This window comes from Rhizobium sp. BR 317 (assembly GCF_047445835.1).
Taxonomy (GTDB): Bacteria; Pseudomonadota; Alphaproteobacteria; order Rhizobiales; family Rhizobiaceae; genus Rhizobium; species Rhizobium paranaense.
In genome coordinates this window covers 16,281-41,751 of record NZ_JARWLB010000011.1, presented here as the reverse complement: position 1 = coordinate 41,751, position 25,471 = coordinate 16,281, and the positions used below count along the sequence as shown (strand labels likewise).

Below are 25,471 nucleotides of genomic sequence, written 5' to 3'. Positions count from 1 at the left end.
TGACTTTTGATCGACGCCGTGCCGCGCAAGCCGGCCGAGACTGCAGGCTCACACCGGTGCGAAATCGCTCATCGCGCCGATGAAGGGCTTGGGCAGCGGTGAGGCATAGGAGCCGCGCTTGCTGGTGGAAAGGCCGAGCGACACCAGTGCTTCCGCCTGTTTGACCGCCGCCGCGACGCCGTCGATCACCGGCACGCCGTAGATCGCCTGTAACTCGCGCGCAAGATMAGTCATTCCGGCGCAGCCGAGCACGATCGCCTCCGCCCCGTCCTCGTCGAGCGCCCGTTCGATTTCCGCCCGTAACTTGCCGATTGCGCCAGAGACGGCATCCTCGAGTTCCAGCACGGCGATATCGGAAGCGCGCACTTTCGCCCGCCCACCCATGCCGTAACGCTGAACGAGATTGTCGATCAGGATGCGCGAACGCTCCAGCGTCGTCACGACCGTGAAGCGCTGGGCGAGAAAGCCGGCGGTCGCGACGGCGGATTCGCAAAGCCCCAGAATGGGGACATCCGAAAACGCTCGCGCGGCTTCAAGGCCGGTATCATCGAAACAGGCGATGATCGCCGCCTCGTAGCCCATTATCCGGCGTTCCCTCAGTTCGCTCAGCAGGCCGGGAACGGCAAGCGCACCGTCATAATATCCCTCGATGGAGGCTGGACCCATCCGTGACGTGGCGGCGATAATTTCCGTCCCGGACGCAGCAACAGCCCGGGCGGCAATCGCAGCCTTCTCGGTCATCGACGCGCTAGTGTTCGGATTGATAAGCAATAAACGCATGATGTCAGCTTTTCTTGGCCTGCCGGCGGCCGAGCATGGTCATGATGCCGAGCGCCACGAGAATGATGGTGAAGGAAAAGAGAGTGGTCACCGTTCCCAACGCATAAAGCACAGGCGTGGTGACGTTGGTGGTCATGCCGTAGATTTCGAGCGGCAAGGTGTTGTAGGTGCCCGATGTCATCAACGTGCGCGCAAACTCGTCATAGGACAGCGTGAAGCCGAATAGGCCGACGCCGATCAGGCTCGGTGCGATCATCGGCAGCACGACATGGCGGAAGGTCTGCCACGAAGTTGCCCCGAGATCGCGCGCGGCCTCCTCGTAAGCCGGCGAAAAACGGTTGAAAACGGCAAACATGATCAGCACGCCGAAAGGCAGCGTCCAGGTCAGATGCGCGCCGAAGGCCGAGGAATACCAGGCCGGCGCAAGACCGCCCTGCTGGAAGACGACGCCGATGCCGAGAGAGATGATGATAGACGGAACCACCAGACTGGCGACCGTCGCGTAGAACAGCAACGATGCTCCGCGGAAGCGGCGGCGAAAGGCCAGGCCGGCCAGCAACGACACGACGACCGTGACGACCATCACCATCAACCCCAGCATGAACGATCGGCGGAACGAGGCGCCGAAATCGCCGACCGCCTGCTTCTCAAACAGGTTTGCGAACCAATGCAGCGAGACGCCGTTCAACGGAAAGGTCAGGCCGCCATCCGGTCCCTGGAAGGAAAGGATGAGGATCGCCGAAAGCGGACCGTAGAGAAACAGCACGAAGACAATGAAAAAGATGGCAAGGACGTAGAATTCCAGGCTGCGTTTTTCGCGGTTCATCTCAAAGCTCCTTGCGGATATCGACGATCCGCAGGATGGCGGAAACCATCAGCAGGACGAGGATCAGCAGCACCACCGCATTGGCAGCCGCAGCCGGATATTGCAGCAGCGACATCTGGTTTTTCATCATCAGCGCGATGGAGGCGCTCTGGCCGCCGGACATGACCTGCACGGTCGAAAAATCCGCCATGACCAGCGTGACGACGAAGATCGTGCCGATCGCCATGCCGGGCTTGGCAAGCGGGATCACCACGTTCCAAAGGACCTGCCAGCCGCTGGCGCCGGCATCGCGGGCGGCTTCGAACAGCGAGCGGTCGATGCGCATCAGCGTGTTGAAGATCGGCGTCACCATGAATAGCGTATAGAGATGCACCATGGCGAGCACGACGGCAAAATCGGAATAGAGCAGCCATTCGATCGGCTTCGGGATGAGCCCCATCTGGATCAGGGTGGAATTGACGAGCCCGTTGCGCCCGAGCACCGGGATCCAGGAGATCATGCGGATGATGTTCGACGTCATGAACGGCACGGTGCAGACCAGGAAGAGGATCATCTGCGTCGACGTGCGGCGGATATGGAAGGCGAGGAAATAGGCGACCCAGAAGCCAATCACCAGCGTCAATGCCCAGACGATGGCGGTAAATTTCAGCGTGTTGAGATAGGTCTTCCAGGTGACCCACGAACCCAGCGTGTCGGTGTAATTCGTGGTCAGGAAGGCGGGATAGAGACCGGCGAAATMATAGTCCCAAAAGCTGACGACGCCGATCATTGCAATCGGCAGCAGAAAGAAGAAGCCCAGAATCAGAAACAACGGCGCCGCCTGCAGATAGGAGACGAACCGCAGCGGCACGCCAAAACCACGTCCGCCACCCGCTTTTTGCGCTGCCTGGTCCGTCTCTGAGGAAGCGATCGTCGCCATGTTCCGGTTTCTCCGTTTGCGGCTTCCTCCCCCCGCTTACGGGGAGAGGATTTGATTTGAGGGCGATGCTGCTTAGGCGGCGATGAACTCGTTCCAGCGGCGGACCATGTAGCGGTCTTCGTCCATCACCGAGTTCCAGCAGGCAACCGCGCCCATGCGGGCTTCGAACGAGCCGCCATCGCGAACGGCACCGGCCTTCTCCATAACCTTGCCTTCCGGAGACAGGATATCGCCCTGGGCCGGTTTGCCTTCGATCCAGTAGCCCCACTCGTCGGCCGACATGAATTGCTTGGCCGTTTCCATGCAGGCGGAATAGTAGCCCTGGCGGTTGAGATAGCCGCCGACCCAGCCGGACGTGTACCAGTTGATATATTCATAGGCTGCATCGAGCTGCGCGCCCTTGAGATGCGAGGCGAGGCCAAGGCCGCCGCCCCAGGCGCGATAACCTTCCTTTAGCGGCTGGAAGGTGCAGGCAATACCCTTGGAACGAACGGCAGCGACGGCCGGCGACCACATCGACTGGATGACGACTTCGCCCGACGCCATCAGGTTGACGCTTTCGTCGAACGACTTCCAGAAGGCGCGGAACTGGCCGTCACCCTTGGTCTTGATCAGGAAGTCGATCGTCTTGTCGATCTCCGCCTTCGTCATGTTGCCCTTGTCGGCATATTTGATCTTGCCGGCAGCTTCCATGATCATCGCGGCATCCATGATACCGATCGACGGGATGTTGAGGATCGCGGTCTTGCCCTTGAATGCGGGATCGAGAATGTCGGCCCAGCTCGTGATCGGGCGGCCGGTCAAGTCCGGACGGACACCCAACGTGTCGGCGTTGTAGATGGTCGGAACCATCGTCATCCACTGCGTCGGCTCCTTGGCGAATTTCTTGGAGCCCTGCGCTTCGACGAAGCCGACCGTGTGCGGCGCCGTGCCCTGGGCGATGACGCTGTCCGGCTTCAGCTTGCCGTTGATGAACAGCGGCACGATCTTGTCGAAATATTTGAGCTTCTTGACGTCCATCGGCTGCATGACGCCGGTCGGGAAGACCTTCTTGGCGATCCAGTATTCGATGTCGGCAATGTCATAGCTGTCCGGCTGGGTAACGGCGCGCTGGGCGGCGGCGTCGGAATCGGTCGCCGTCATCTCCAGCGTGATGCCGAGATCGGCCTTGCATTTCTCGGCGATCGCATTGATGTTCGAAACGCCGGTGCCGAACTGGCGAAGCGTGATGTTGGATTGCGCCCAGATCGTCGGAAAGCCGGTGATGAGGCCGGAGCCTGCGATCGCGCCGGCGGCGGCAGCGCCGGTCTTCAATAGTGAGCGTCGGGAGATTCCCTTTACCGCCTTGGTCGTCTTCGTTTCAGTCGTCATGTCAGTTCCCCTTTTGTGATGCTTGAAATTCATGCGGAAGCCCGGCCAAGGAGGATTGCGTCCTCCAAGGCCCAGCTCAGAGACACCGCATCGCCGACCGATACGGGTTTGGCGAAATAATCGCCGTCGCTCGCGATGACCGTGAAGTCGTCGCTGCCCGCGCCGATGACGGTGATTTTCACCGACGCGCCGCGATATTCGATGTTGGAGACGATGCCATTGAAGCCGAGGGCCTTTTCGGAGGCCTCCTGCAGGCTCACGCGGTCAGTGCGAATGCCGATATCGACAGCCTCGCCCACCTCCCTGCCGGTTCCGCGCACGGAAAATGTCTGCCCCTCGGGAGCTGTCATCGTCAGAACGCCATCTTCACTGGACGTAACCCGCCCGGAGAGGACGTTGTGGTCCCCCATGAAGCGAGCGACGAAGGCCGTCGCCGGACGCTCGAAGACCTGACGCGGCGCGGCGGCCTGCTCGATCCTGCCATCGTTCATGATGACGATGATATCGGCGAGCGCCATGGCCTCTTCCTGGCTGTGCGTCACATGCACGAAGGTGATCCCGAGCGTCTTCTGCAGCTTCTTCAGCTCTGCACGCATGCGGATCTTCAGGAACGGATCGAGCGCCGACAGCGGCTCGTCGAGCAGCAGGGCCTCGGGGTCTGTAATCAGCGCGCGGGCAAGCGCCACACGTTGCTGCTGCCCGCCGGAAAGCTGCGCCGGACGCCGCGTGGCGTAGGCCTCCATCTGCATCAGCTTCAGCATGTCAAGCGCCTTGGCCCGGCGCTCGTCCTTGTCCACGCCCTTCATCTTCAGGCTGAAAGCGACATTGTCGATGAGGTCGAGATGGGGAAAGAGCGCATAGGATTGAAACATCATCGCCGTGCCGCGCTTGGCAGGCGGGAAATCGGTGACAACGATGTTTCCGAGGCGGATATCGCCCGACGAAATGCTTTCATGACCGGCGATCATGCGAAGGGTCGATGTCTTGCCGCAGCCGGACGGCCCTAGAAAGCAGCAATAGGAGCCGGCCGGAATCTTCAGGCTGATCGCATGCACGGCGGTCGTCGTGCCATAGACCTTCGAAACGGATGCTATATCGATCTCTGCCGCTTTCGACATCGTGTCTTCCTCTGTTTGAGAAAGACAATGCATCTGCCGTGCCAATTCTGGTGCAGCGCACCAACTCTTTGTGAATCATGATTTTTTGCGGCAAACTCAGAAAATTGCCTCGGGAGAGGTAAACACTCGTCTGCACACGAAATAGGCTTTTGTCTGCAATATCGGCATAAAATCGTATACAATTTAACCGCCATTTTGAGGCAAATTCCATTTAACTTTTGTAAGGAATACGGATACCATCACGCCGATTATCAGGTATCCGATTTCATGACCTCCACAGTCGACGCGCTTCAGACAACCTCCGATTCCACTGAAACCGGTGCGCAGCAGATCCGCGACGCCATTCGCGAAGCGATCGTCKAGCGCAGGCTTTCGCCAGGCACGAAACTTTCGGAAAGCGATGTCGGCAATCTCTTCAACGTCAGCCGGACGCTGGCGCGCGCCGCCTTGCAGGCCCTCTCCTATGAAGGACTTGTCAGCGTCGAGAAGAACCGTGGCGCTTTCGTAGCCTATCCTTCTCCAGACGAAGCCCGGCAGATCTTCGCTGCCCGCCGTCTGGTGGAGCCCGGCATTCTCAGCGAAGCGGCAAGAAGGATCACGCCCTCAGAGGTTCAACACCTGAAGCAGCTTCTGCTTGAGGAAGGCCGGCTCATGAACGAGCGCGGCCAGTCCGCGCGCCGCGCCGAAATCAAGGCGTCGGGCGATTTTCATCTTATGCTCGCCTCGATCTCCGGCAATTTGATCATGCAGCGCTTCATGGAAGAGCTCGTCGCCCGCTCGTCGCTCGTGATCGCGCTCTACGGCCAGTCGAGCGCGTCGAGCTGCGGCCATGCGGAACATGGCGACATCATCGCTGCCATCGAGCGCAACGATATCGAGACGGCGTGCCATCTCATGCTCCACCATATTTCGCACATCGAAGCGGATCTCGATCTGCGAGAGCGCAAGAGCTTCGGCCTGAAGGAAGCCTTCGAGCCTTAGACTAGCTTTCCTGGCGGCCCAGCGCCAAGCGTTCGTCGCAACGCACGACGAAGTGATGACAATGATTGATCGCCATGGCATTTTCAGTATGGGCATCGGCTATACAGATGCCCATTTGCTCGCCTCGATACTGCTTGATCGGCGAGCGGCGTTATGGACCAGTGACAAGCGCCTGCAGGCGGCGGCCGAAAAGGCAGGCGCTTCACTGCATACACCGGGCAATGCACGCAACTAAACACCTAAATGGTGCTGCCGAGGCTTCCGGATTTTTCCGATCTCTCGCTCTTGAGGGATCAGAACAGGCGATCCCCCTTTGAACCACTCGACAACAACGATTTATTGGCCTTTCGCTCGGGCCATCTCGCCTTCGTCCAAAAATCATTCGTTCAGACGAGCAGCCAAACGCTTCATGAGATCCATGCGTTCATGAAGAATTGCCACGATAAGGGCAGGCGCCTCCTCTCGAAGCAGACAAAAGACGTAGTGATGTTCGCATCGCGCCATTCGTAACGCCGGATAAAGCGCGCTCATATCCTTGAAAGGAGCTTTGCCCACGGCAAGGTTTGCGATACCTCGCTCCAACGCCGAGACGTAGCGGCGTACGTGGGCGGCACTCCATTGAGCTCGTGTGTAGCGGATTACCGAACGTAGATCAGATTCCGCCTCTGCGGTAAGAATGTAGGCCGTCAAGCACGACCCTCGGCAATCTCCTCGTCGAGGATCTCGCTTACGGTTTTGGTCGACAGTTTTCCGGCGAGCCCTTCATTGATGCGCGTGTTCATTAACGTCTTCAGCTCCTCCCAGGCTCGTTCTCCATCTGTGTCTCCGGGAAAGAGGCGCTCGAGTGCATACTGCTTGATTGTCTTGCCCTGCAAAGCCGCCAGCGCCTTTAAGCTTTGATGTTGCTGGTCCGTTATGTCGATCGTCAATCGGCTCATCTCACGTGTTCCTGAACTATGGAGACCCACATTAGCACATATGTGGGTATGTGGCTACGGCCGCGATGCTCTGATGTCATTTGGACGGATATGCTATTTCGAAGAAGATGCCGATCCGCCTATCCAGCCCTTGACGGGAGCAGAACCGAACCCGGTCACTCGACGTGTGCATTGCAGTTGATGAGAATCGAACTGCGGACGGCGATCTGCAACTTGCCGGCTCTGAAAAGTTACGCGAGAGCTAGGCGTGAAACGCCCAGATAGTCGCGCAGCGTCGAACTTTCGTACTTGGTGCGGAAGAGAACCCTTTTCCTGTAGCTGGGGACAAGATCAACTCCGTGCTCCCCAATCAACACGATTGCCCATTATCGATCGACCAGGTGCGCGCGCGACTGCGCCGGATCAAAAGGATTCGCGAAGTATTGGGTCTCTTTCGCCACAAGACCATCCGTGAGTTCCATGATGCTTACGGCGTGGGAAGGCATGCCATCGTAGGTGAGGACGAATTCCGTAACCCAGAGTTCGCCGCTGCMAACGATGCGGCGGACGCTGAAGCGCTTCTTGTTTGGTTGAGCGAACCGGCTTTCCTGAATCTTTCGACGACCGTGGATCCGCTCGCCGGACTGAGGATATTCGAGGAGAGCGTTGTCCTGATAAATTTCATGTTCCAGTTCGAAATCCCCGGCGTCCGAAGCGGCCCAATGCTGTTCGAGTGCCATTCTGAATTTTTGATCTTCCATATCGGATTTCCCATCTGACGATGCATGACTCTCTCAGGGCGTGGTGTTTTTCCAGCCATTGCGCGGCGGCAGCTCAGTAGAATGAACTGTGGGCTGCACCTGAAGCAGGCCTCGGCCTCCCTCTGAAACCTCAAAATTCGCGACAAGGGTAGCGGCATCCTGAATGAACGCCTGCGACGAGTTCGCTACGGCGCCTTATGGGCTGCTTGAGATCATATGTCCCTGCTTGATCGTTACCACAAGAAATGACGAACATCTAATTTAAGGAATAGGCGACAAAGGCAAAGAGATTTGATAAAACTAGACTACCGGTTGCGGTTTGACGTGTCGGTAGAAATTTGCCGGGCATCTTCGCACTGTTAGCCGGATCGTGGTGGTGGAGGAGAGCTGCTGTGGCGGCGTTTCATGTCATGGCCGGCCGCGCTTTTGGGATTGATCGTCGCGGCGCTGCTCGTCGTCGGCACGATCCCGATCTTTGCCAGCTTTGTCGTCATGCCCATCCTCGGGCATCCGACCTGGCATTTATATCGAAAATTGATTGCCTCCGCCTATCCGAACCGCACGCTTTGAATTCACAAGAAAATTTTCCGTGGGATCATCCTCCAAGCCGTTGCGAACTGTCAGATGGCAGTCGCCTTGGTTGGGATAGCGATGAAGAGAATGAGGATTGCCATGTCTTACCGTTTTCTTCCGATCTGTCTGCTTTTCGCCTTTGCTCTACCGCTTGATGCCCTCGCGCAGGAGGGTGACGCCACGGCCGGCGCCACCGTCTTCAAGAAATGCGCCATCTGTCATATCGCCGAAACCGATCAGAACAAAGTCGGCCCTTCGCTGAACGGCTTGTTCGGCAGGACGGCCGGAACACATCCAAATTTCGCCTATTCGCCCGCCATGCAGCAGGCGGGCAAGGATGGCCTGGTATGGAACGAGACGTCGCTGCGCGACTATTTGCATGCGCCCCAGGCAAAGGTGAAGGGCACGAAGATGACCTTCACCGGGATAAAGGATGACACCGAGATTACCAATCTGATCGCCTATCTGAAGCAATATTCCAAATAGCGAGATGCCTGATGCGGATGAGCTGTTTTCTATGTCGCCGTCGGATCGGCGGGAGCTCGGCTCAATGATGGACGCCGCCGATCCGGCCCGCGGCGTTGATATGCCCCGTGTGGTTCGCCGGATGAACAGCTGCCGTTGCTGCAATTGCCCGTGTGATTTGTTCATGAGATAATACTAAAACGTTTCGCGATGGGATTGTGGAAACGCTCGGCCGGGTCAGGGAGGAGACGATGGCTGTCGTATTGGTTCTCGTTCTACTGGTAGTGGGATCGATCACGTTCCACCTGCTGAGCCCTTGGTGGTGGACGCCGATCGCTTCCAATTGGAGCTATATCGACAACACGATTATCATCACGTTCTGGATCACCGGCGTCGTCTTCACCGTCGTCGTGCTGTTCGTTGCCTATTGCGTCTTCCGTTTCAGGCACCGCGCCGGAAACCAGGCGGCATACCAGCCCGAAAACAAGCGGTTGGAATGGTGGCTTGCCGCCGGAACCGCGATCGGCGTCGCGGCAATGCTCGCGCCGGGCCTCTTCGTGTGGAAACAATTCGTCACGGTCCCCGCCGATGCCAGCGAGGTCGAAGTCGTCAGTCAGCAATGGCAATGGAGCTTCCGGCTGCCGGGGGCGGACGGGCGGCTTGGGCGGGCGAATACGCGCGACGTCACTCCGGACAACCCGCTCGGTCTGGACAAGAATGATCCTGCGGGCCTGGATGACGTTATCGTCGAGGGTGGCGAACTGCATATACCGGCCGGCAAGTCGGTGAAGGTGCTGCTGCGCTCGATCGACGTGCTGCACGATTTCTACGTGCCGGAGTTCCGGGCCAAGATGGATATGATCCCCGGCACGGTCACCTATTATTGGTTCACGCCGACGCGGACGGGAACCTTCGAGGTTCTCTGCGCGGAGCTATGCGGCGTCGGTCATCCACAAATGCGCGGCACGGTCGTCGTCGATACCGACACCGCCTATCAAGCCTGGCTGCAGCAGCAGCCGACTTTCGCGAAATCGCTGGCGTCTGCGGAGAAGTCGGCGGCCAAGTAAGTGCGACCGGTACCTGAAGAGGAAGGCCGCATCGGAAGGAACAGGGAGGATGGAATATGGTCGATATTGGATCGGGCACCGAGCAGGTCATCCAGCCCGCTGAAGTCGAGGATGTGGAGCTTTATCATCCGAAAAGCTGGTGGACGAGATATGTCTTCAGCCAGGATGCCAAGATCATCGCCATTCAGTATTCTCTAACCGCCATCTCCATCGGCATGGTGGCGCTGGTGCTGTCCTGGCTCATGCGCCTGCAGCTCGGCTTTCCCGGCTACTTCTCCTTTATCGATGCGGACCACTATTACCAGTTCATCACCATGCACGGCATGATCATGGTGATCTACCTGCTGACGGCGCTGTTCCTCGGCGGGTTCGGCAACTATCTGATCCCCCTGATGCTCGGCGCGCGCGATATGGTGTTTCCCTATGCGAATATGCTGAGCTACTGGCTCTACCTGCTTGCCGTCATCGTGCTGGTCGTCGGCTTTTTCGCGCCCGGCGGACCGACGGGCGCCGGCTGGACGCTCTATCCGCCGCAGGCTCTTCTATCGGGCACGCCGGGAGGGCGTGACTGGGGCATCATCCTGATGCTGTCATCGCTGATCCTGTTCATCATCGGCTTTACCATGGGCGGGCTGAACTATGTCGTCACGGTGCTGCAGGGACGCACCCGCGGCATGACCCTGATGCGGATGCCCCTGACGGTATGGGGGATTTTCACCGCAACCGTCATGGCGCTGCTCGCCTTCCCGGCCCTCTTCGTCGCCGCCGTCATGATGCTGTTCGACCGCTTGCTCGGCACGAGCTTCTTCATGCCTGCCATCGTCGAGATGGGCCAGCAGTTGCAGCAAGGGGGCGGCAGCCCCATCCTGTTCCAGCATCTCTTCTGGTTCTTCGGTCACCCCGAAGTCTATATCGTTGCACTTCCAGCCTTCGGCATCGTCTCGGATCTGATCAGCACGCATGCGCGCAAGAACATCTTCGGCTATCGGATGATGGTTTGGGCGATCGTCATCATCGCAGCGCTGAGCTTCGTCGTATGGGCGCATCACATGTATGTCAGCGGCATGAACCCGAACTTCGGGTTCTTTTTTGCGACCACGACTTTGATCATCGCCATTCCGACGGCAATCAAGGTCTATAACTGGGTACTGACGCTCTGGCGCGGCGATATCCATCTGACAATGCCGATGCTGTTTGCTCTGGCCTTCATCGTCACCTTCATCAATGGCGGGCTGACCGGCCTCTTTCTCGGCAATGTCGTCGTCGACGTGCCGCTGTCAGACACCATGTTCGTCGTCGCCCATTTCCACATGGTGATGGGGGTCGCGCCGATCCTGGTGATCTTCGGCGCAATCCACCATTGGTATCCGAAAGTCACCGGGCGCATGCTGAACGTGACGATGGGCCATATCCACTTCTGGATCACCTTCCTCGGCGCCTATGCGATCTTCTTCCCGATGCACTATCTCGGTCTGATGGGGGTGCCGCGCCGCTATTACGAGCTCGGCGAAACGGCCTTCATTCCGCCGTCAGCGCATACGCTGAACATGTTCATCACCGTCGCCGCGCTGATCGTCGGCGCTGCACAGATTCTCTTCCTGTTCAATCTCGCCTGGAGCCTACGCTGGGGCCGGCAGGCGGGCGGCAATCCCTGGCGGGCAACGACATTGGAATGGCAGACGCCGCAAACGCCGCCTGCGCATGGAAATTGGGGCAAGGAGCTGCCGATCGTCTATCGCTGGCCCTATGATTACAGTGTGCCCGGCGCGGATCAGGACTTCATTCCGCAGAACCAGCCGGCGCCAAGCCGATTGCCCGAAAGGGCGTCGTCATGAGCGCCATTCTCATCTTCATGGCGGGGATTGCCTGCATCATCGCCTGGTGGATGGCGCGGCAGAGGCTGACCTCGAAGCCCTGGTTGGAAACGGGCTTGGTGGACGATGCGCCGGAGATGCGGGGATCGTCGGAGACAACGGCAAAAGTCGGTCTCGGCATCTTTCTCGCCGTCGTCGGCGCCTTATTCGCGCTCCTCATCAGCGCCTACTTGACACGCCTCAGCGGCTCCGATTGGTGGAGCATTCCCATCCCTCGGCTGCTTTGGGTGAATACGGCCGCCCTTGCCGCCAGTAGCGTCGCCCTGCAATGGGCGAAAACCGAAGCCCGTCTTGACCGCAGCGAGATGCTGAACACGGCTCTTGCGGTGGCTTTGGTGCTCGCCGTTCTTTTCCTTGTCGGGCAGGTTTTGGCGTGGCGGCAATTGGTTGCGGCGGGCTATGTGCTCGCCGACAATCCATCGAACAGCTTCTTCTACATGATTACCGGGCTGCACGGCCTGCACATTCTTGGCGGGCTTTTCGTGCTCGGGCGCACGACAATCCGTGCCCAAGGCAACGTCGGGCAGGCGAGAGTGCGCCTGAGCGTCGATCTCTGCGCCATCTACTGGCATTTCATGCTCGTTGTCTGGCTGGTCCTTTTTGCGCTTTTTGCCGGCTGGGCCAATAGTTTCGCCGATCTCTGCCGTCAATTGGTCACCTGAGGAGCTTCGACGATGACCGAATCCATAGAAAGACCGGTACACGATCCACTTCTGCGGCCGACGGGACTGCGCGGCGTCGCGGCCGATCTGTCATCGGACCAGCGGGCGTTCAAGAACGTCTCCTGGGGCAAGGCGATGATGTGGATATTCCTCCTCAGCGACACCTTCATTTTCGGGTGTTTTCTGCTGGCCTATATGACGGCGCGCATGTCGACGAACGTTCCCTGGCCCAATCCCAGCGAGGTTTTCGCCCTAAGGATCGGCGGCCAGGAAATCCCGCTGATCCTGATCGCTATCATGACCTTCGTCCTCATCAGCAGCAGCGGCACGATGGCCATGGCCGTCAACTTCGGATACCGCCGCGATCGGCGCAAGACGGCTGTGCTGATGCTGGCGACAGCGGCTCTCGGCGCGACATTCGTCGGAATGCAGGCATTCGAATGGACCAAACTGATCACGGAAGGGGTTCGCCCCTGGGGAAATCCCTGGGGTGCGGCACAGTTTGGCTCCTCCTTTTTCATGATTACCGGCTTTCACGGCACCCACGTCTCGATCGGCGTCATTTTTCTCCTCATCATCGCACGCAAGGTATGGCGCGGAGATTTCGATCACGGAAGACGAGGATTTTTCACCAGCCGCAAGGGCCATTATGAAATCGTCGAGATCATGGGGCTTTATTGGCACTTCGTCGATCTCGTCTGGGTATTCATCTTTGCATTCTTCTATCTGTGGTGAGGATGGCATCATGGCACAGACGCAGGCACATTCAGGACAGCAGCATCCGATAAGACTGTATATGGTGGTCTGGGGGCTGCTCTTCGTCCTCAGCACCTTCTCCTATCTCGTCGACTATCTCGGCATACAGGGCTATCTCAGATGGTTTCTGATCCTGCTGTTCATGATCCTCAAGGCGGGGCTGATCGTTGCCGTTTTCATGCACATGGCCTGGGAACGGTTAGCGTTGATCTACGCTATTCTGGTTCCGCCAGTCCTGGTGCTTGTCTTCGTCGCCCTTATGGTGTCGGAATCGCATTATACGGCGCTTACCCGGCTGGCCTTTTTCGGCGCCGACCAATAGGGGGACGACGCGGCCATGGTGCCGACACCAGCCGACTTTCGCGGCGGCTCGCTCACCTTAGCGTGAAGGTTCGATCTCAAAAATCTGGGGAACCCATCCTGTCCGCACCAGTTGTTCAAGTGTACGACTTGAACAACGGAGACAAAAATGAGCAAAAGCGACGTTCATAAGCTCCAGAAGCGAGCCGAACGCCAAGTGAAAAACACCAGCGCCGGCGGTCATCTTGGCGGAACCTATTTCGGTCAACAGCCTGACGGCAAAACAATCTCGTCATCCAGCAATGACAGCGCCAAAGCGCGCAAGAACGATGGAAGCAACTAGCTCCATTGTAAGTTAGGCTTGCATAGCCCAACGATTGTTCGAACCTCCTCCCAATCTGCGCCGACAATGGCCCGCCCGATCGGGCGAGCCACCATCGCAATCCTCAGAAGTCCATTCCGGCGCCGGGCGGCAGAGCTGGCGCGGAGCCCTTCTTCGGCTTCTCGGCGATCATCGCTTCCGTCGTCACCAACAGCCCAGCAATGGAGGCTGCATCCTGCAGCGCCGTGCGCACGACCTTGGCAGGGTCGATCACACCCATGGCGTAGAGATCGCCATACTCACTGGTCTGAGCGTTCCAGCCGAACGAAAAATCGGCCGTCTCGCGCAACCTGCCGACGATGATGGAGCCCTCGGCGCCGGAATTCTCGGCAATCTGGCGGACGGGCGCCTCGATCGCCCGGCGGACGATCTCGACACCGACGCGCTGGTCTTCGTTTTCGGCCTTGAGCCCGTCGAGCGATTTGACCGCGCGCATCAGCGCCACGCCACCGCCCGGCAGGATACCTTCCTCAACGGCCGCACGCGTCGCATGCAGTGCATCGTCGACGCGATCCTTCTTTTCCTTCACCTCGATTTCGGTCGAGCCGCCGACGCGGATGACGGCAACGCCGCCAGCGAGCTTGGCAAGGCGTTCCTGCAGCTTTTCGCGGTCGTAGTCGGCGGTGGTTTCCTCGATCTGACCACGAATCTGCGTCACACGCGCCTCGATCTCGCCCTTCGATCCGGCACCATCGATGATGGTGGTGTTCTCCTTCTCGATCATCACCTTCTTGGAACGGCCGAGCATGTTGAGCGTGACGTTTTCCAGCTTGATGCCGAGGTCTTCGGAGATGACGCTACCGCCCGTCAGGATGGCGATATCTTCCAGCATGGCCTTGCGGCGATCGCCGAAGCCCGGAGCCTTGACAGCAGCGATCTTCAGACCACCGCGCAGCTTGTTGACGACGAGCGTTGCCAGCGCTTCGCCTTCGACGTCCTCGGCAATGATCAGTAACGGGCTACTCGATTGCACCACAGCCTCGAGGATCGGCAGCATGGCCTGAAGGTTGGAGAGCTTCTTCTCATGGATCAGGATATATGGGTCTTCCAGTTCCGCCCGCATCTTGTCCGGGTTGGTCACGAAGTAGGGGCTGAGATAGCCGCGATCGAACTGCATGCCTTCGACGACTTCGAGTTCGGTTTCAGCCGTCTTGGCTTCTTCGACGGTGATCACGCCTTCATTGCCGACCTTCTGCATGGCTTCCGCCAGATAGCGCCCGATTTCCGGGTCGCCATTGGCAGAGATGGTGCCGACCTGAACGATTTCGGAATTGTTGGAGATCTTGCGGGCGTTTGTCTTCAGTTCCTTGACGACGGCGTCGACGGCGAGGTCGATGCCGCGCTTCAGGTCCATCGGGTTCATGCCGGCTGCAACAGCCTTGGCGCCTTCGCGAACGATGGCCTGGGCGAGAACGGTTGCGGTCGTGGTGCCATCGCCAGCGATATCGCTGGTTCTGGAGGCGACCTCCCGCAGCATCTGTGCGCCCATGTTTTCGAACTTGTCTTCGAGTTCGATTTCCTTGGCGACGGTGACGCCATCCTTGGTGATGCGCGGAGCGCCGTAGGACTTGTCGATGACGACGTTGCGGCCCTTCGGACCGAGCGTCACCTTGACCGCGTTGGCGAGAATATCCACCCCCCTCAGCATGCGTTCACGGGCGTCGGTGTGAAATTTGACTTCTTTGGCAGCCATTTTTTACTCCTCCATAGGCAGCGCAGTTTTGACTGATGCTTGAAAGAAGACGGCTCAGGCAGACCTCTGGTCTTCCGCCGGAAACTCGATGATGCCCAGGACGTCGGTTTCTTTCATGATCAGCAGGTCTTCATTGTCGATCTTGATCTCGGTACCGGACCATTTCCCGAACAGGATGCGGTCGCCGGCCTTGACATCGAGCGGTTGGACTTGGCCGGCCTCGTTGCGTGCGCCAGAGCCGACGGCGATGACTTCGCCTTCCTGCGGCTTCTCCTTGGCAGTGTCGGGGATGATGATGCCGCCCTTCGTCTTTTCTTCAGATTCGACGCGGCGAACGAGAATGCGATCGTGAAGCGGTCGAAACGTCATGCTCTCCTCCATGGCAAACAATGATGATCAATGCCCCGTGACCGGGCCGGACGACCGTCCGGATAGATGCCGAAACCCTCTAGCGTCCGGCGAAATTTGATCTGGTTCCGGAAACCGCGCTTACAAGGGAAATAAGAGAACTTTAGCACTCTGCGCCCACGACTTCTAATGCGATCGAAAGAAAGATGAATTCTATTCAGTCGTTCGACATCTCGCAGCCTGAACGCTGTGGCAGATGACATGGTTTTGCGGGCATTGCCGAGGTTCCAGTCTTGCCTCGCCAATCCTTTCGCGGGACAAGCACAAGATGAGCGTTCCAACGACACACCCCTTCGCCTTCGATCCGACCTATGGCATGCAGCTCGAGCAGCTCCTGGCGATCAAGCCGCCCGAGGAAATCTCCGGTTTCGATGATTTTTGGACCGAGCGGTATCGGCGCGCCATCGCGGTCGATCCCCAGCCGAAACTCCGCCGCAGCAAAATCCAGCATCCCGACTGGCATGTTCTCGACGTGACCTATAGGTCGACTGGCACGTTTCGGATCAGCGGCTGGCTGCTTCTTCCCCGCACCGGGGCGGTGCGGCGTGGCCTTGTCGTGGGACATGGCTATGGCGGGCGGGATATGCCCGACTTCGATTTGTCGGTGGAAGAGACGGCCATACTGTTTCCTTGCTCTCGCGGCCTCTCCCTCAGCGCTCGTCCGCCGATTCCAGCCGATCCTGGCGGGCATGTGCTTTACGGTATCGAAAAACCCGATTCCTATATCATCGGCGGCTGCGTCGACGATCTGTGGCTCGCCGTCTCGACGCTTATTGCCCTTTATCCCTGGCTTGAGGGGCATATTGGCTACAGCGGCATCAGCTTCGGCGGCGGTATCGGGGCGCTGGCAATCCCCTTCGACAGCCGGATCGATCGCGGGCATCTCATCGTACCGACCTTCGGGCACAGGTCGCTATGGCTGAGCTTGCCGACGATCGGCAGCGCGCAATCCGTCCAGGCGTACGAGAAGAAGCATGGAAGCGTGTTCGAAACCCTGCGCCTGTTCGATGCCGCAAACGCGGCGGCCCGTATCAAGGTACCAATGCTCGTCGCAGCAGCCCTCTTCGATCCCGCGGTAGCGCCGCCCTGCCAGTTCGCGGTGGCGAACGCGCTGCCAAAGTTTAACGAAATCTTCATCCTGGACGCCGGTCACTTCGACTATGTTGGCAGCACCGAGCAACAAGCGGTGCTTCGCGAAAAAGTCGAACGATTTTTTAGGTGCCATGAACCGGGAATACCTGCGCTGGTATAGCCAGCGCCTGCATCGAGACATGGAGCTGCTGGTGTTCGGCCATGCCGGCGCCAAGGTATTGATGTTTCCGACGAGAGACGGGCGTTTCTGGGAGTATGAGCAGCTTGGCATCGTCGCCAGCCTAGCCGACAAATTGCAGGCCGGTCATCTCCAGCTTTATTGTATCGAGGGTCTGGCCGCCGAGACCTTCTACGGATCGCGACAGCATCCGGCCGACCGCATTCGCCGGCACGCCGCCTTCGAGGAATATATTCTGAACGAAGTTCTGCCGCTGATGGCGCAGAAAAATCCTCATGACTGCACCATCGTACACGGCTGCAGCCTCGGCGCCTTCCAGGCGGCCAGCTTGGTCTTTCGCCACCCTCACCTCTTTCGCAAGCTCGTCGCCTTTTCCGGCCGCTACGATCTCACGATGAAGGTCGAATACTTCGGCGACCTGTTCGAGGGATACTACGACGACAATGTCTACTTCCACACGCCGACGCACTTCCTTCCAGGGCTTTCCTGCGAATGCCGGCTCGAAAGTCTACGTCAGGTCGACATCGTCCTCACCATCGGGGACGCAGATCCCTTCCTCGACAACAACCGCCACCTAAGCCAGCTTCTCGTCGACAAACAGGTCGGTCATCAACTGCATGTCTGGGGCGGCCGTGCCCATCGGGCAGGCGCGTGGCGTAAAATGGCGGCGCTGTACATTTGACGACCGGCCTGAGTAAAGGCCGAAGGGCAAAAGCTGCGGCGATCGTTGCCCGAGAGACCTGCTCTCGAACCATCAAGGTATCAATGGATGGCCGGCTCACACGTAGCCGACCGGGATAGGCGCAAGCTTTTTGCCGGCACCGTAGTCGCGCTCGTGAGATCTGCGGTTAAGTTTTTCCCGACTTGAGGAAAAGTCGATACGATCGCGCTCCATCATGCCATCTGGATAGGTTCCGGTGTCCTCGGTTTCCACTTCGGACTGAGCGGTGACGATTTTGAAATTCATCATGTTTCCTCCGGTGCCGCGCGGAAACGATTAGTCCCGCGCTTAGTTCCATGAGTAAACACAAAATTATTAAAAAATTAACTACGATCGTTAATCAATTTGGGTGAGCCGAGCAATTTCAGCGCGCCAACAAAGGTGCTCGCTTTGCGCGGAACATTTCCGCTGGCCTTACGTTCAACTTAAGATTTTGTTTTGGAGGTCTTCATGGATCGATCCAAAATCGGCGACCCCAATCGATATCGTTTCCACCCTCACTCTCCCGAGTTTCAGCTTCGCCGGGTGTGATCCGCAAGCGGATCCTGACCGATCGTCGTCGCCTGCGCTCGATCAATCGCCGCCAACAAGCGGATAGAGACTGGAGTAGATCATGGCCATTCTTATCACATCGGCACTTCTGGCGATCATCGGCTTATGGCTCGGCGGCGGCGGACTATGGCTTGTCCTGCTCGGCGGCAGTTTCTTCTATCTCTTTGCCGGCCTGATGTTCATCGCCACCGCGCTTTTGCTGTTCATGCGCAAACCGGCTGCCCTTTGGCTCTATGCAATCCTCGTGCTCGCCGCACTCCTCTGGGCCATATGGGAGGTGGGCTTCGATTGGTGGCAGCTCGGCCCGCGGGGCGGCCTCATCATCCTGATCGGGCTCTGGATGCTCACGCCCTGGATCAGGCGTCCACTCGGTTTCCGCAGCCCGGCGGGCGTCGACTACGCCGCAAATCCCTGGCCACTTGCCGTACCGCTGATCGTCTCCATCCTCGTCGCGATCTATTCGATGACCACCGATCCGCATGATCATTCAGGCGAGCTGCCGACGACGGTTGCGGCTAATGCGCCGATGGGCGGCGACGTAGCGGATAGCGAATGGCATCAATATGGCCGGACACCTTTCGGCCAGCGCTATTCGCCGCTCGATCAGATCAATGTCCAGAACGTCGCCAATCTGAAGGAAATCTGGCGGTATCAAACCGGCGACGTAAAGCGCCCGGACGATGTCGGCGAGACGACCTATCAGGTGACGCCGCTCAAGGTCGGCGACACCCTCTACCTGTGTACGCCACACAATCTGGCGATCGCGCTCGATGCGCAAACCGGCAAGGAGAAATGGAAATTCGACGCCAATTCCGGCATGAATCCGGATCGCCAACATCAGACATGCCGTGGTGTCACCTACTACCACGATCAAACGGCGACGGCCGGAACACCCTGCGCCGACCGCGTCTATCTGCCCACGTCCGACGCGCGGCTGATCGCGCTCGATGCCGCCAATGGCAAGATCTGTACGAGCTTTGCCAACCAGGGTGCACTCCATCTAGAAGCTGGAATGAAGTACAACCCGGCCGGCTACTACTACTCGACCTCGCCGCCCGTTGCCGTCGCGGATAAGCTGATCGTCGGCGGGGCCGTCAACGACAACTATTCCACTCAGGAGCAATCCGGCGTCATCCGCGCCTTCGATATCAGGACCGGCGCACTGCTCTGGAACTGGGACTCCGGCAACCCCGACCAGACGACGCCCCTCCTGGCCGGTCAGACCTACACTACCAACTCGCCCAATAGCTGGTCGGTGTTCAGCGTCGATGAAGCCTTGGGCATGGTCTATATTCCGCTCGGCAATCAGGTCCCCGATCAGCTCGGGATGGGCCGCAGCGCAAATGTCGAGCGCTTTTCCTCCTCGGTCGTTGCGTTGGACATCAACACCGGCCAGCTCAAATGGGTACAGCAATTCGTCCATCACGATCTATGGGACATGGACGTTCCGGCGCAGCCCGTTCTTTTCGACATGACAAAATCCGATGGCACAGTGGTTCCCGCGCTTGTCGCTTCGACCAAACAGGGCGACATCTACGTACTCGACCGGCGCACCGGCGCGCCGCTCATTCCCTTCAAGGAGATACCGGCACCGGGTGGTGCCATTCCCGAAGATTACACCGCGCCGACGCAGCCGATTTCGGATCTGACCTTCTCGCCCCCGCCGCTGCAGGAAAAAGACATGTGGGGGGTGACGCTCCTCGATCAACTCGCCTGCCGCATCGCCTTCCACCGGTACAAATATAAGGGCCGCTACACGCCACCATCCCTGCGTGGATCGATCATCTATCCCGGCAATTTCGGCACCTTCAACTGGGGCAGCGTCGCCGTCGATCCCGAACGCCAGATCATGTTCGGCATGCCAACCTATCTCGCCTTCACCTCCGAACTCGTTGCCCGTGCGAATATCCCGCCAAGAGGTCAGGATGAGAAGGGCAGCGAGCAGGGTTTGAACCGAAACGAAGGTGCGCCATACGGCGTCTATATGGGGCCGTTTCTCGGCCCGCTCGGTATTCCCTGCCAGGCGCCGCCATGGGGCTACGTCGCCGGCGTCGACCTCAGGACCGGCAAGATCGTCTATAAGCACAAAAACGGCACGGTGCATGACATGACGCCGCTGCCCCTGCCCTTCAAGGTTGGCGTTCCCGGAATCGGCGGACCGATCATGACCAAGGGCGGCGTTGCGTTCCTCGGAGCGGCGGTCGACAACTATCTGCGCGCCTATGACGTCACCACCGGGCGGCAGCTTTGGCAAGCTCGCTTGCCCGCAGGTGGCCAGGCGACGCCGATGACCTATACGGCGGGCGACAACAAGCAATATGTCGTCATGGTCGCAGGCGGCCACGGCTCGATCGGCACCAAGCCCGGCGATTATGTCATCGCCTACCGACTGCCTTAGGCCAGACGGCGGCGAGAGCGGTCTTCGCTATCGGGAACATTTCCCCAATGTCTGATGTTTCCAGTTCGCGCGAGGCGTCAGGTTGCACTCAATAGGCACGGAGGCTTTTGAAATGACATTGCGACATGGATCATGCCGCTGCGGAAGGGTTCGCTATTCCATCAGCGGTGAGCCGAACCGCGTCGGTATTTGCCATTGCACCGACTGCCGCCAAGAAAGCGGTTCGGCCTTTGCGTTTTTCGGGATCTGGAAGGCCGAGGCCTTCTCGACGACGGGCGAGACAACCGCCTACGAAGGCCGGAGCTTCTGCCCTCATTGTGGGTCGCATGTTTTTGCGATCAACGACGTCGAGGCCGAGATCAAGTTCGGATGCCTCGATAGCGCACCGACCGATATGGTTCCGACCTACGAACTCTGGGTAAAGCGGCGCGAACCCTGGCTGAAGCCTTTACCGGGCGCGGAGCAATATGATCAGGATCGAGTGGCCGATCAGCCCGGACTTTAAGGGGAAATACACCCGGCAGGGCGTGCATCAATGCTCGACCCGCAAGACGATTTTGCCGCGATTATGTTCGTTCATGATCGCCTCTTGTGCGGCGCGCGCCTGATCAAGCGGATAAACGCGGCGAATCTCGACGCGCACCTTTCCATCGTCGATGAGGCGGCTGATTTCCGCGAGCTGCACACCGTTCGGCTGCGCCGTATAGCGAATGGCGCGTATCCCTAGCTCGGTTGCACGTTTCTTATCGGGCTGGGCAAGCGTCGAAACTAGGATACCGTCCGTCTTTATCACGCTGAACGACCGATCCTGGGTTTCGCCGGCGACGAGATCGAACACCATGTCCACCGGCTGGATCGCCTCCTCGAAGCGCTCACTCTCATAGTCGATGACCTGATCGGCACCGAGGTAACGCGCGAATTCCATATCGCCGCCGGAAACCGTCGTCGCGACCCAGGCGCCTTTCGCCTTCGCAAACTGAATGGCCAAATGACCGACACCACCCGCGCCGCCATGGATGAGGACGCGCTGGCCTGCCTGAAGCCCGCCATGCTCGAATAGGCCCTGCCATGCGGTAATGCCCGCCAGCGGAATTGCGGCAGCCTCCACCGGGTTCATCAGCCTCGGCTTCGGCGCTACTTCTTCCGGCCTGGCGATGACGAATTGTTCGTAACCGCCGTGCCGTGGATTGAGAAAGGCATAGACCGCCTCGCCGAGGCGAAACGCGCCGACCCCCTCCCCTACCTTCTCGACCGTTCCGCAGACATCTCGACCGAGCACGTAAGGCAAATCGTCTTCCTGAACAGCCGGATAGCTTCCCTCACGCATCTTCCAATCGACAGGGTTGACGCTGGCAGCCTCGACCCGGATCAGAATTTCGTCGATCTTGGGCTCGGGACGTTCGATTTCTTCGAGACGAAGAACTTCCGGACCGCCAAATGCGTGGATACGCACAGCTTTCATGACGCTCATCGTTTCTCTCCTCACGGTTTGAGAATGGAAGCCGGCCGATCGCCACCGACTTTCGCTGGCCCTATTCGGACGCTGAACGTTTCCAGAGATTGTCGATGGCCGGCCCAGATCAGACGGCGTTGATTGACGGCAGGAAGGACATCACCTCGTTGCGGCCCCTGGGGCTCAGCGTCTCGATACGCTCGCTCCAGAAGCTGTCCGCCTCCGGCGAATCCGGCTCCCAACAATTCGTCGACAAGAGGTTGTCGTCCATCACCAGCAGACGATGGCCACCCAACCGCAAATATTCTGTCGCCAGCTCTTTCGCAGCATTCGTCATCATCATCCCGCTCCTTGCGCCAGTTATCAGGATGTCAACAATCGAACGGGGAATATGTTCCCTTTGGCACGAAAGCCTATTTTGTCAGTCTTTTGACGGCTGCCGGCGTCTCTCCATCTCGTCTTCGGATTGGGCGGGAGGCTCCCAGCCGAACACGCTGCGTCCGCCGTAAAAAGTGGACCTGTCGAATTCGCCGGCAACGATTTCCTTGAGATCGGGGCCGGTGACATATCGTTCGAGCATACGGGACTGATCGTCCAGGCGCTTCAGCGCCTGCAACTCCTCGTCACGGCCGAGCCGCCCTTTCCGCACCGCCGATTTCATCACGTTGATGGTCTGGTCGTAGACCTTCAAAGGCACGGGAAAAGGGTGGCGATCCTTGCCGCCATGCGCCAGCGAAAACCGGGCGGGATCAGAAAAGCGGTAGGGGGCGCCATGCACAACTTCGGCAACCATCGCCAGCGCCTTGACCGTTCTTGCGCCAACGCCTGGCGTCAGCAACAGGTCCTCGAAATCCACCGGCCCGCGATCGGCTGCCGCCGCCAGATTCCCATGCAATCGCCTCATATTCACATCGGTTTCGCGAACATCGTGATGAGCCGGCATGATCAGGTGCGGCAACATGGGTTGCGCGTTGTTTTCAGCAATTGCCGCCGGCTCTGCTTCCAGCGCGGCGACTTCGCGCACGATCCTGTCCGGCCCTAGCGATGAAAGTAGATCGAGCTGACCCGCACGCGACCGGTCGGCGCGCCGATCAGCAAGATTGACGATCCGGCCCTGGTCTCTTCCCTCGATCGCCGCATGCGGGGAATCGAGAAAGCTTGTCAGCCCTTCGGACAACCAATGATAGCGACGCGCCTGCCGCCGATCGCCATTCATCCCCTGCTGGACGACGACCCATTTGCCATCGTCTGTCACTATGAAACCGTGCAGATAGAGATCGAATCCATCCTGTAAGGCGGCGCTGTCCACCTTGGCGACAAGCCGGCTTTTCGCCGCGAGCGCCACACCGTCGATGCCGACACGACGGCCGATGGCCGTAAGTTCATCCGGCGTCTTGCGCGACTGAGCGCCGCGGCCACCGCAGACGTGAATTCCAAGTTCGCCCGAGAGCGGCGTCAGGCCTCGTTTCAGCGCGCCGAGGACGCTGGTGGTGATGCCCGAGGAATGCCAGTCCATGCCCATGACGGCGCCGAAGGACTGGAACCAGAAGGGGCTCGCCAGCCGGCGCAACAGTTCGTCGCGCCCATAATGTTGAACGACCGCCTCGGTAATCACGGCGCCCAAACGCGTCATTCGGTCGCCGAGCCATTTCGGCACCCGCCCTCCATGCAAGGGAAGATCCGCGTTGCCAGCTCTTTGCGCCAAGTTCGTCGCACTCCATTTCAGATACGACGCACTTTAGTACCGGCAACCGGATTGCGCCATGCACGGATTTGATCCCAGGCAGTCTGGACCCTATCCGATGGCGCTACGAATGGTCTTCGAAAGGCGCAACAGGAAGGCGGGCCGGGAGGAGGCGACGAGTTTCCACGACAGGATCGCCTTCGCCATGCGGCCGGGAAGGACGCCGACCGAAAGAAACCATGCCGCCAGCATGGCACGCCGTCGCAGCGATGCATTCATCTCCAGGCTGGCGACGGCACCGGCAGTACCGAGTGCAAATCTGGAATCGCTGACCATGGGATGCCGGGATTTGTCCATGGTCAGGGATGCCAGACGCTCTTCCAAATGGACGGGATCATGGAGATTGACATCCTCTGGCACCGTCAACCCGATCTCGGCTGCCTGATCCGACAAGGCGTCGATGCGACGGAAGTCATGCTCCATTCGCCAGCGCGCGCGCTGACCAAGTTTTTCCGCGAAGACGGAGTGATTGGCACCATGGATGCGGTAGGCTCCAAGGCAGGACTCGATCGACGTCACCTTTCCATGGAGAGGCGCAACGGTGACGAGATAACCATCGGCGCCCTGGCGAAAATCCGTCTCCGGAACCGGCATGACCACCTCCAGAGCCGAGCGTTTGAAAGCCAAGCCGCTGGTGACAGTCGTCTGATACCGTCCCCTCTGCAGCAGTTTTGGGGTCACGTCGCCGGAGTCGAACGGGAGCTCCGGAGGCGGAAAGACGTCCTTTACCTGCATATCCTCATCGACGATATGCAATCTGAACTGCACCTGGACGGCATCGTCTTCCCAGGCGTCGACGATCTCGGATATTGCGTTCGGATAAAGGTAATCATCGGCGTCGAGAAAGAGGACGATCGCACCGCGGCTCGCCGCAAAACCGGTATTGAATGCCGCTGCATGCCCACCGTTCTTCTCTCTCAGGCAGGCCCTAATCCGCGACCCGTAGGAAGCAACAACATCGGCTGTGTCATCGGTCGATGCATCGTCGACGACGATGACTTCCATATTGTCGTAACTTTGCTCTAACGCGCTGTCGATGCAGCGTGGTAGAAAGCGAGCGTAATTGTAGTTCGAGATGATAATAGAAACTAAAGCACGGTCTGTGATGGAGTGCATCGCATTGAACCTCGCAAATTTGCTTTGGTCGCGGCGAACCTACTCATTCAGGTCCTGTGGATTAAAACCCATTCCGGCGAGCACAACTCTCCGAAGCTGAAAAGCTGCTGTCACAGACATGCTGGCCGATGGGTGGCGAAGATAGACTTGATTTGTCTGTACGGGCGACGAGCCTCCCCAGCTTTATGGCTTTTGAATGGCCATGACGTCCAAACACCCCGGTTGAATGCCCGGCACGTCTCATGTCGTCTCGCCTTATCAAAGACTAAAAAATAGTCTTCAGGTGGCTGTCAGCGTCATTGCCGATAGTCGCGCCCCACCGGAACAGGAAGCGATCTCTTATGAAGCAAGTGCAGACACAAAC

28 protein-coding genes and 1 pseudogene are annotated in these 25,471 nt (G+C 58.9%); 14 read left to right on the top strand and 15 right to left on the bottom strand.

The window, feature by feature from the left end; genetic code table 11:
* Positions 1–48: 48 nt before the first annotated feature.
* From QD357_RS18360 to QD357_RS18340, 5 genes are all read right to left on the bottom strand, one after another.
* Entirely contained in the window at positions 49–780 is a 732-nt protein-coding gene (locus QD357_RS18360) for an aspartate/glutamate racemase family protein (protein WP_414124675.1), read from the bottom strand.
* Between the two features lie 4 nt (positions 781–784).
* On the bottom strand, positions 785–1,606 hold the full coding sequence (locus QD357_RS18355) for an ABC transporter permease (protein ID WP_107107301.1): 822 nt from the start codon (positions 1,604–1,606) through the stop codon (positions 785–787).
* A gap of 1 nt (position 1,607) precedes the next feature.
* Positions 1,608–2,525 (bottom strand): ABC transporter permease, encoded by a 918-nt coding sequence (locus QD357_RS18350; RefSeq protein WP_414124674.1) that lies wholly within the window; start codon positions 2,523–2,525, stop codon positions 1,608–1,610.
* Positions 2,526–2,597: 72 nt separating this feature from the next.
* Positions 2,598–3,896 carry an ABC transporter substrate-binding protein gene (locus tag QD357_RS18345; protein WP_414124673.1) on the bottom strand — a complete coding sequence of 433 codons (1,299 nt, stop codon included), beginning with the start codon at positions 3,894–3,896 and terminating at the stop codon, positions 2,598–2,600.
* A gap of 29 nt (positions 3,897–3,925) precedes the next feature.
* Complete coding sequence (locus QD357_RS18340; RefSeq protein ID WP_414124672.1) at positions 3,926–5,014, bottom strand: ABC transporter ATP-binding protein; 1,089 nt, start codon at positions 5,012–5,014, stop codon at positions 3,926–3,928.
* A 267-nt stretch (positions 5,015–5,281) separates the two neighbouring features.
* Between QD357_RS18340 and QD357_RS18335 the strand changes: the two genes are divergently transcribed.
* On the top strand, positions 5,282–5,995 hold the full coding sequence (locus QD357_RS18335; RefSeq protein WP_414124671.1) for a GntR family transcriptional regulator: 714 nt from the start codon (positions 5,282–5,284) through the stop codon (positions 5,993–5,995).
* 1 nt (position 5,996) lies between these two features.
* Positions 5,997–6,230: pseudogene (locus QD357_RS18330) on the top strand (type II toxin-antitoxin system VapC family toxin); the annotation flags it as partial.
* Positions 6,231–6,373: 143 nt separating this feature from the next.
* Here the strand turns inward: QD357_RS18330 and QD357_RS18325 are convergent.
* From QD357_RS18325 to QD357_RS18315, 3 genes are all read right to left on the bottom strand, one after another.
* Positions 6,374–6,685 (bottom strand): type II toxin-antitoxin system RelE/ParE family toxin, encoded by a 312-nt coding sequence (locus QD357_RS18325; RefSeq protein ID WP_107107306.1) that lies wholly within the window; start codon positions 6,683–6,685, stop codon positions 6,374–6,376.
* The gene (locus QD357_RS18320) at positions 6,682–6,933 is read right to left on the bottom strand and encodes an antitoxin (protein WP_107107307.1); all 252 of its coding nucleotides are present in this window, start codon (positions 6,931–6,933) and stop codon (positions 6,682–6,684) included. Before QD357_RS18320 ends, QD357_RS18325 begins: the two co-directional genes overlap by 4 nt.
* A 365-nt stretch (positions 6,934–7,298) precedes the next feature.
* Positions 7,299–7,673 carry a nuclear transport factor 2 family protein gene (locus tag QD357_RS18315; RefSeq protein WP_414124670.1) on the bottom strand — a complete coding sequence of 125 codons (375 nt, stop codon included), beginning with the start codon at positions 7,671–7,673 and terminating at the stop codon, positions 7,299–7,301.
* 405 nt (positions 7,674–8,078) lie between these two features.
* Here QD357_RS18315 and QD357_RS18310 point away from each other — a divergent pair, with 405 nt between their 5' ends.
* From QD357_RS18310 to QD357_RS18275, 8 genes are all read left to right on the top strand, one after another.
* Positions 8,079–8,243, top strand: a complete 165-nt coding sequence (locus tag QD357_RS18310; RefSeq protein WP_181316016.1) for a hypothetical protein — start codon at positions 8,079–8,081, stop codon at positions 8,241–8,243.
* Between the two features lie 102 nt (positions 8,244–8,345).
* Entirely contained in the window at positions 8,346–8,732 is a 387-nt protein-coding gene (locus tag QD357_RS18305; protein ID WP_107107309.1) for a c-type cytochrome, read from the top strand.
* A gap of 230 nt (positions 8,733–8,962) precedes the next feature.
* A complete protein-coding gene (locus tag QD357_RS18300) occupies positions 8,963–9,778 on the top strand; it encodes a cytochrome c oxidase subunit II (protein WP_107107310.1) in 816 nt (271 codons plus the stop codon).
* Between the two features lie 56 nt (positions 9,779–9,834).
* The gene (locus QD357_RS18295) at positions 9,835–11,613 is read left to right on the top strand and encodes a cbb3-type cytochrome c oxidase subunit I (RefSeq protein ID WP_107107311.1); all 1,779 of its coding nucleotides are present in this window, start codon (positions 9,835–9,837) and stop codon (positions 11,611–11,613) included.
* Positions 11,610–12,314, top strand: a complete 705-nt coding sequence (locus tag QD357_RS18290) for a cytochrome c oxidase subunit 3 (protein WP_414124669.1) — start codon at positions 11,610–11,612, stop codon at positions 12,312–12,314. The genes QD357_RS18295 and QD357_RS18290 overlap by 4 nt, the downstream gene beginning before the upstream one ends.
* Positions 12,315–12,326: 12 nt before the next feature.
* Positions 12,327–13,049: a heme-copper oxidase subunit III family protein gene (locus QD357_RS18285; protein WP_107107313.1), complete on the top strand. Its 723-nt coding sequence runs from the start codon at positions 12,327–12,329 to the stop codon at positions 13,047–13,049.
* 10 nt (positions 13,050–13,059) lie between these two features.
* A complete protein-coding gene (locus tag QD357_RS18280) occupies positions 13,060–13,392 on the top strand; it encodes a cytochrome C oxidase subunit IV family protein (protein ID WP_107107314.1) in 333 nt (110 codons plus the stop codon).
* Between the two features lie 147 nt (positions 13,393–13,539).
* The gene (locus QD357_RS18275; RefSeq protein WP_181316012.1) at positions 13,540–13,713 is read left to right on the top strand and encodes a hypothetical protein; all 174 of its coding nucleotides are present in this window, start codon (positions 13,540–13,542) and stop codon (positions 13,711–13,713) included.
* Between the two features lie 103 nt (positions 13,714–13,816).
* On the opposite strand, the gene groL is transcribed toward QD357_RS18275, so the two are convergent.
* A complete protein-coding gene (gene groL, locus QD357_RS18270; RefSeq protein ID WP_107107315.1) occupies positions 13,817–15,445 on the bottom strand; it encodes a chaperonin GroEL in 1,629 nt (542 codons plus the stop codon).
* A gap of 54 nt (positions 15,446–15,499) precedes the next feature.
* Positions 15,500–15,814 carry a co-chaperone GroES gene (groES, locus tag QD357_RS18265; protein ID WP_107107316.1) on the bottom strand — a complete coding sequence of 105 codons (315 nt, stop codon included), beginning with the start codon at positions 15,812–15,814 and terminating at the stop codon, positions 15,500–15,502.
* 307 nt (positions 15,815–16,121) lie between these two features.
* Between groES and QD357_RS18260 the strand changes: the two genes are divergently transcribed.
* Both QD357_RS18260 and QD357_RS18255 read left to right on the top strand, forming a co-directional pair.
* Positions 16,122–17,105, top strand: a complete 984-nt coding sequence (locus QD357_RS18260) for an acetylxylan esterase (protein WP_107107317.1) — start codon at positions 16,122–16,124, stop codon at positions 17,103–17,105.
* Positions 17,077–17,805, top strand: a complete 729-nt coding sequence (locus QD357_RS18255; protein WP_107107318.1) for an esterase family protein — start codon at positions 17,077–17,079, stop codon at positions 17,803–17,805. Before QD357_RS18260 ends, QD357_RS18255 begins: the two co-directional genes overlap by 29 nt.
* A gap of 96 nt (positions 17,806–17,901) precedes the next feature.
* On the opposite strand, the gene QD357_RS18250 is transcribed toward QD357_RS18255, so the two are convergent.
* The gene (locus QD357_RS18250; protein ID WP_246451390.1) at positions 17,902–18,093 is read right to left on the bottom strand and encodes a hypothetical protein; all 192 of its coding nucleotides are present in this window, start codon (positions 18,091–18,093) and stop codon (positions 17,902–17,904) included.
* A gap of 364 nt (positions 18,094–18,457) precedes the next feature.
* Between QD357_RS18250 and QD357_RS18245 the strand changes: the two genes are divergently transcribed.
* Complete coding sequence (locus tag QD357_RS18245; RefSeq protein ID WP_107107320.1) at positions 18,458–20,794, top strand: glucose/quinate/shikimate family membrane-bound PQQ-dependent dehydrogenase; 2,337 nt, start codon at positions 18,458–18,460, stop codon at positions 20,792–20,794.
* Between the two features lie 112 nt (positions 20,795–20,906).
* Positions 20,907–21,299 carry a GFA family protein gene (locus QD357_RS18240; RefSeq protein WP_107107321.1) on the top strand — a complete coding sequence of 131 codons (393 nt, stop codon included), beginning with the start codon at positions 20,907–20,909 and terminating at the stop codon, positions 21,297–21,299.
* A gap of 27 nt (positions 21,300–21,326) precedes the next feature.
* Here QD357_RS18240 and QD357_RS18235 read toward each other — a convergent pair whose 3' ends face one another.
* The 4 genes from QD357_RS18235 to QD357_RS18220 form a co-directional block, all read right to left on the bottom strand.
* Entirely contained in the window at positions 21,327–22,265 is a 939-nt protein-coding gene (locus QD357_RS18235; protein ID WP_245407428.1) for an NADP-dependent oxidoreductase, read from the bottom strand.
* Positions 22,266–22,374: 109 nt separating this feature from the next.
* Positions 22,375–22,590 (bottom strand): hypothetical protein, encoded by a 216-nt coding sequence (locus QD357_RS18230; RefSeq protein ID WP_181316013.1) that lies wholly within the window; start codon positions 22,588–22,590, stop codon positions 22,375–22,377.
* A 78-nt stretch (positions 22,591–22,668) separates the two neighbouring features.
* On the bottom strand, positions 22,669–23,952 hold the full coding sequence (locus QD357_RS18225; RefSeq protein WP_107107323.1) for a DUF763 domain-containing protein: 1,284 nt from the start codon (positions 23,950–23,952) through the stop codon (positions 22,669–22,671).
* A 90-nt stretch (positions 23,953–24,042) separates the two neighbouring features.
* Entirely contained in the window at positions 24,043–25,107 is a 1,065-nt protein-coding gene (locus QD357_RS18220) for a glycosyltransferase family 2 protein (protein ID WP_107107324.1), read from the bottom strand.
* Positions 25,108–25,471 lie beyond the last annotated feature (364 nt).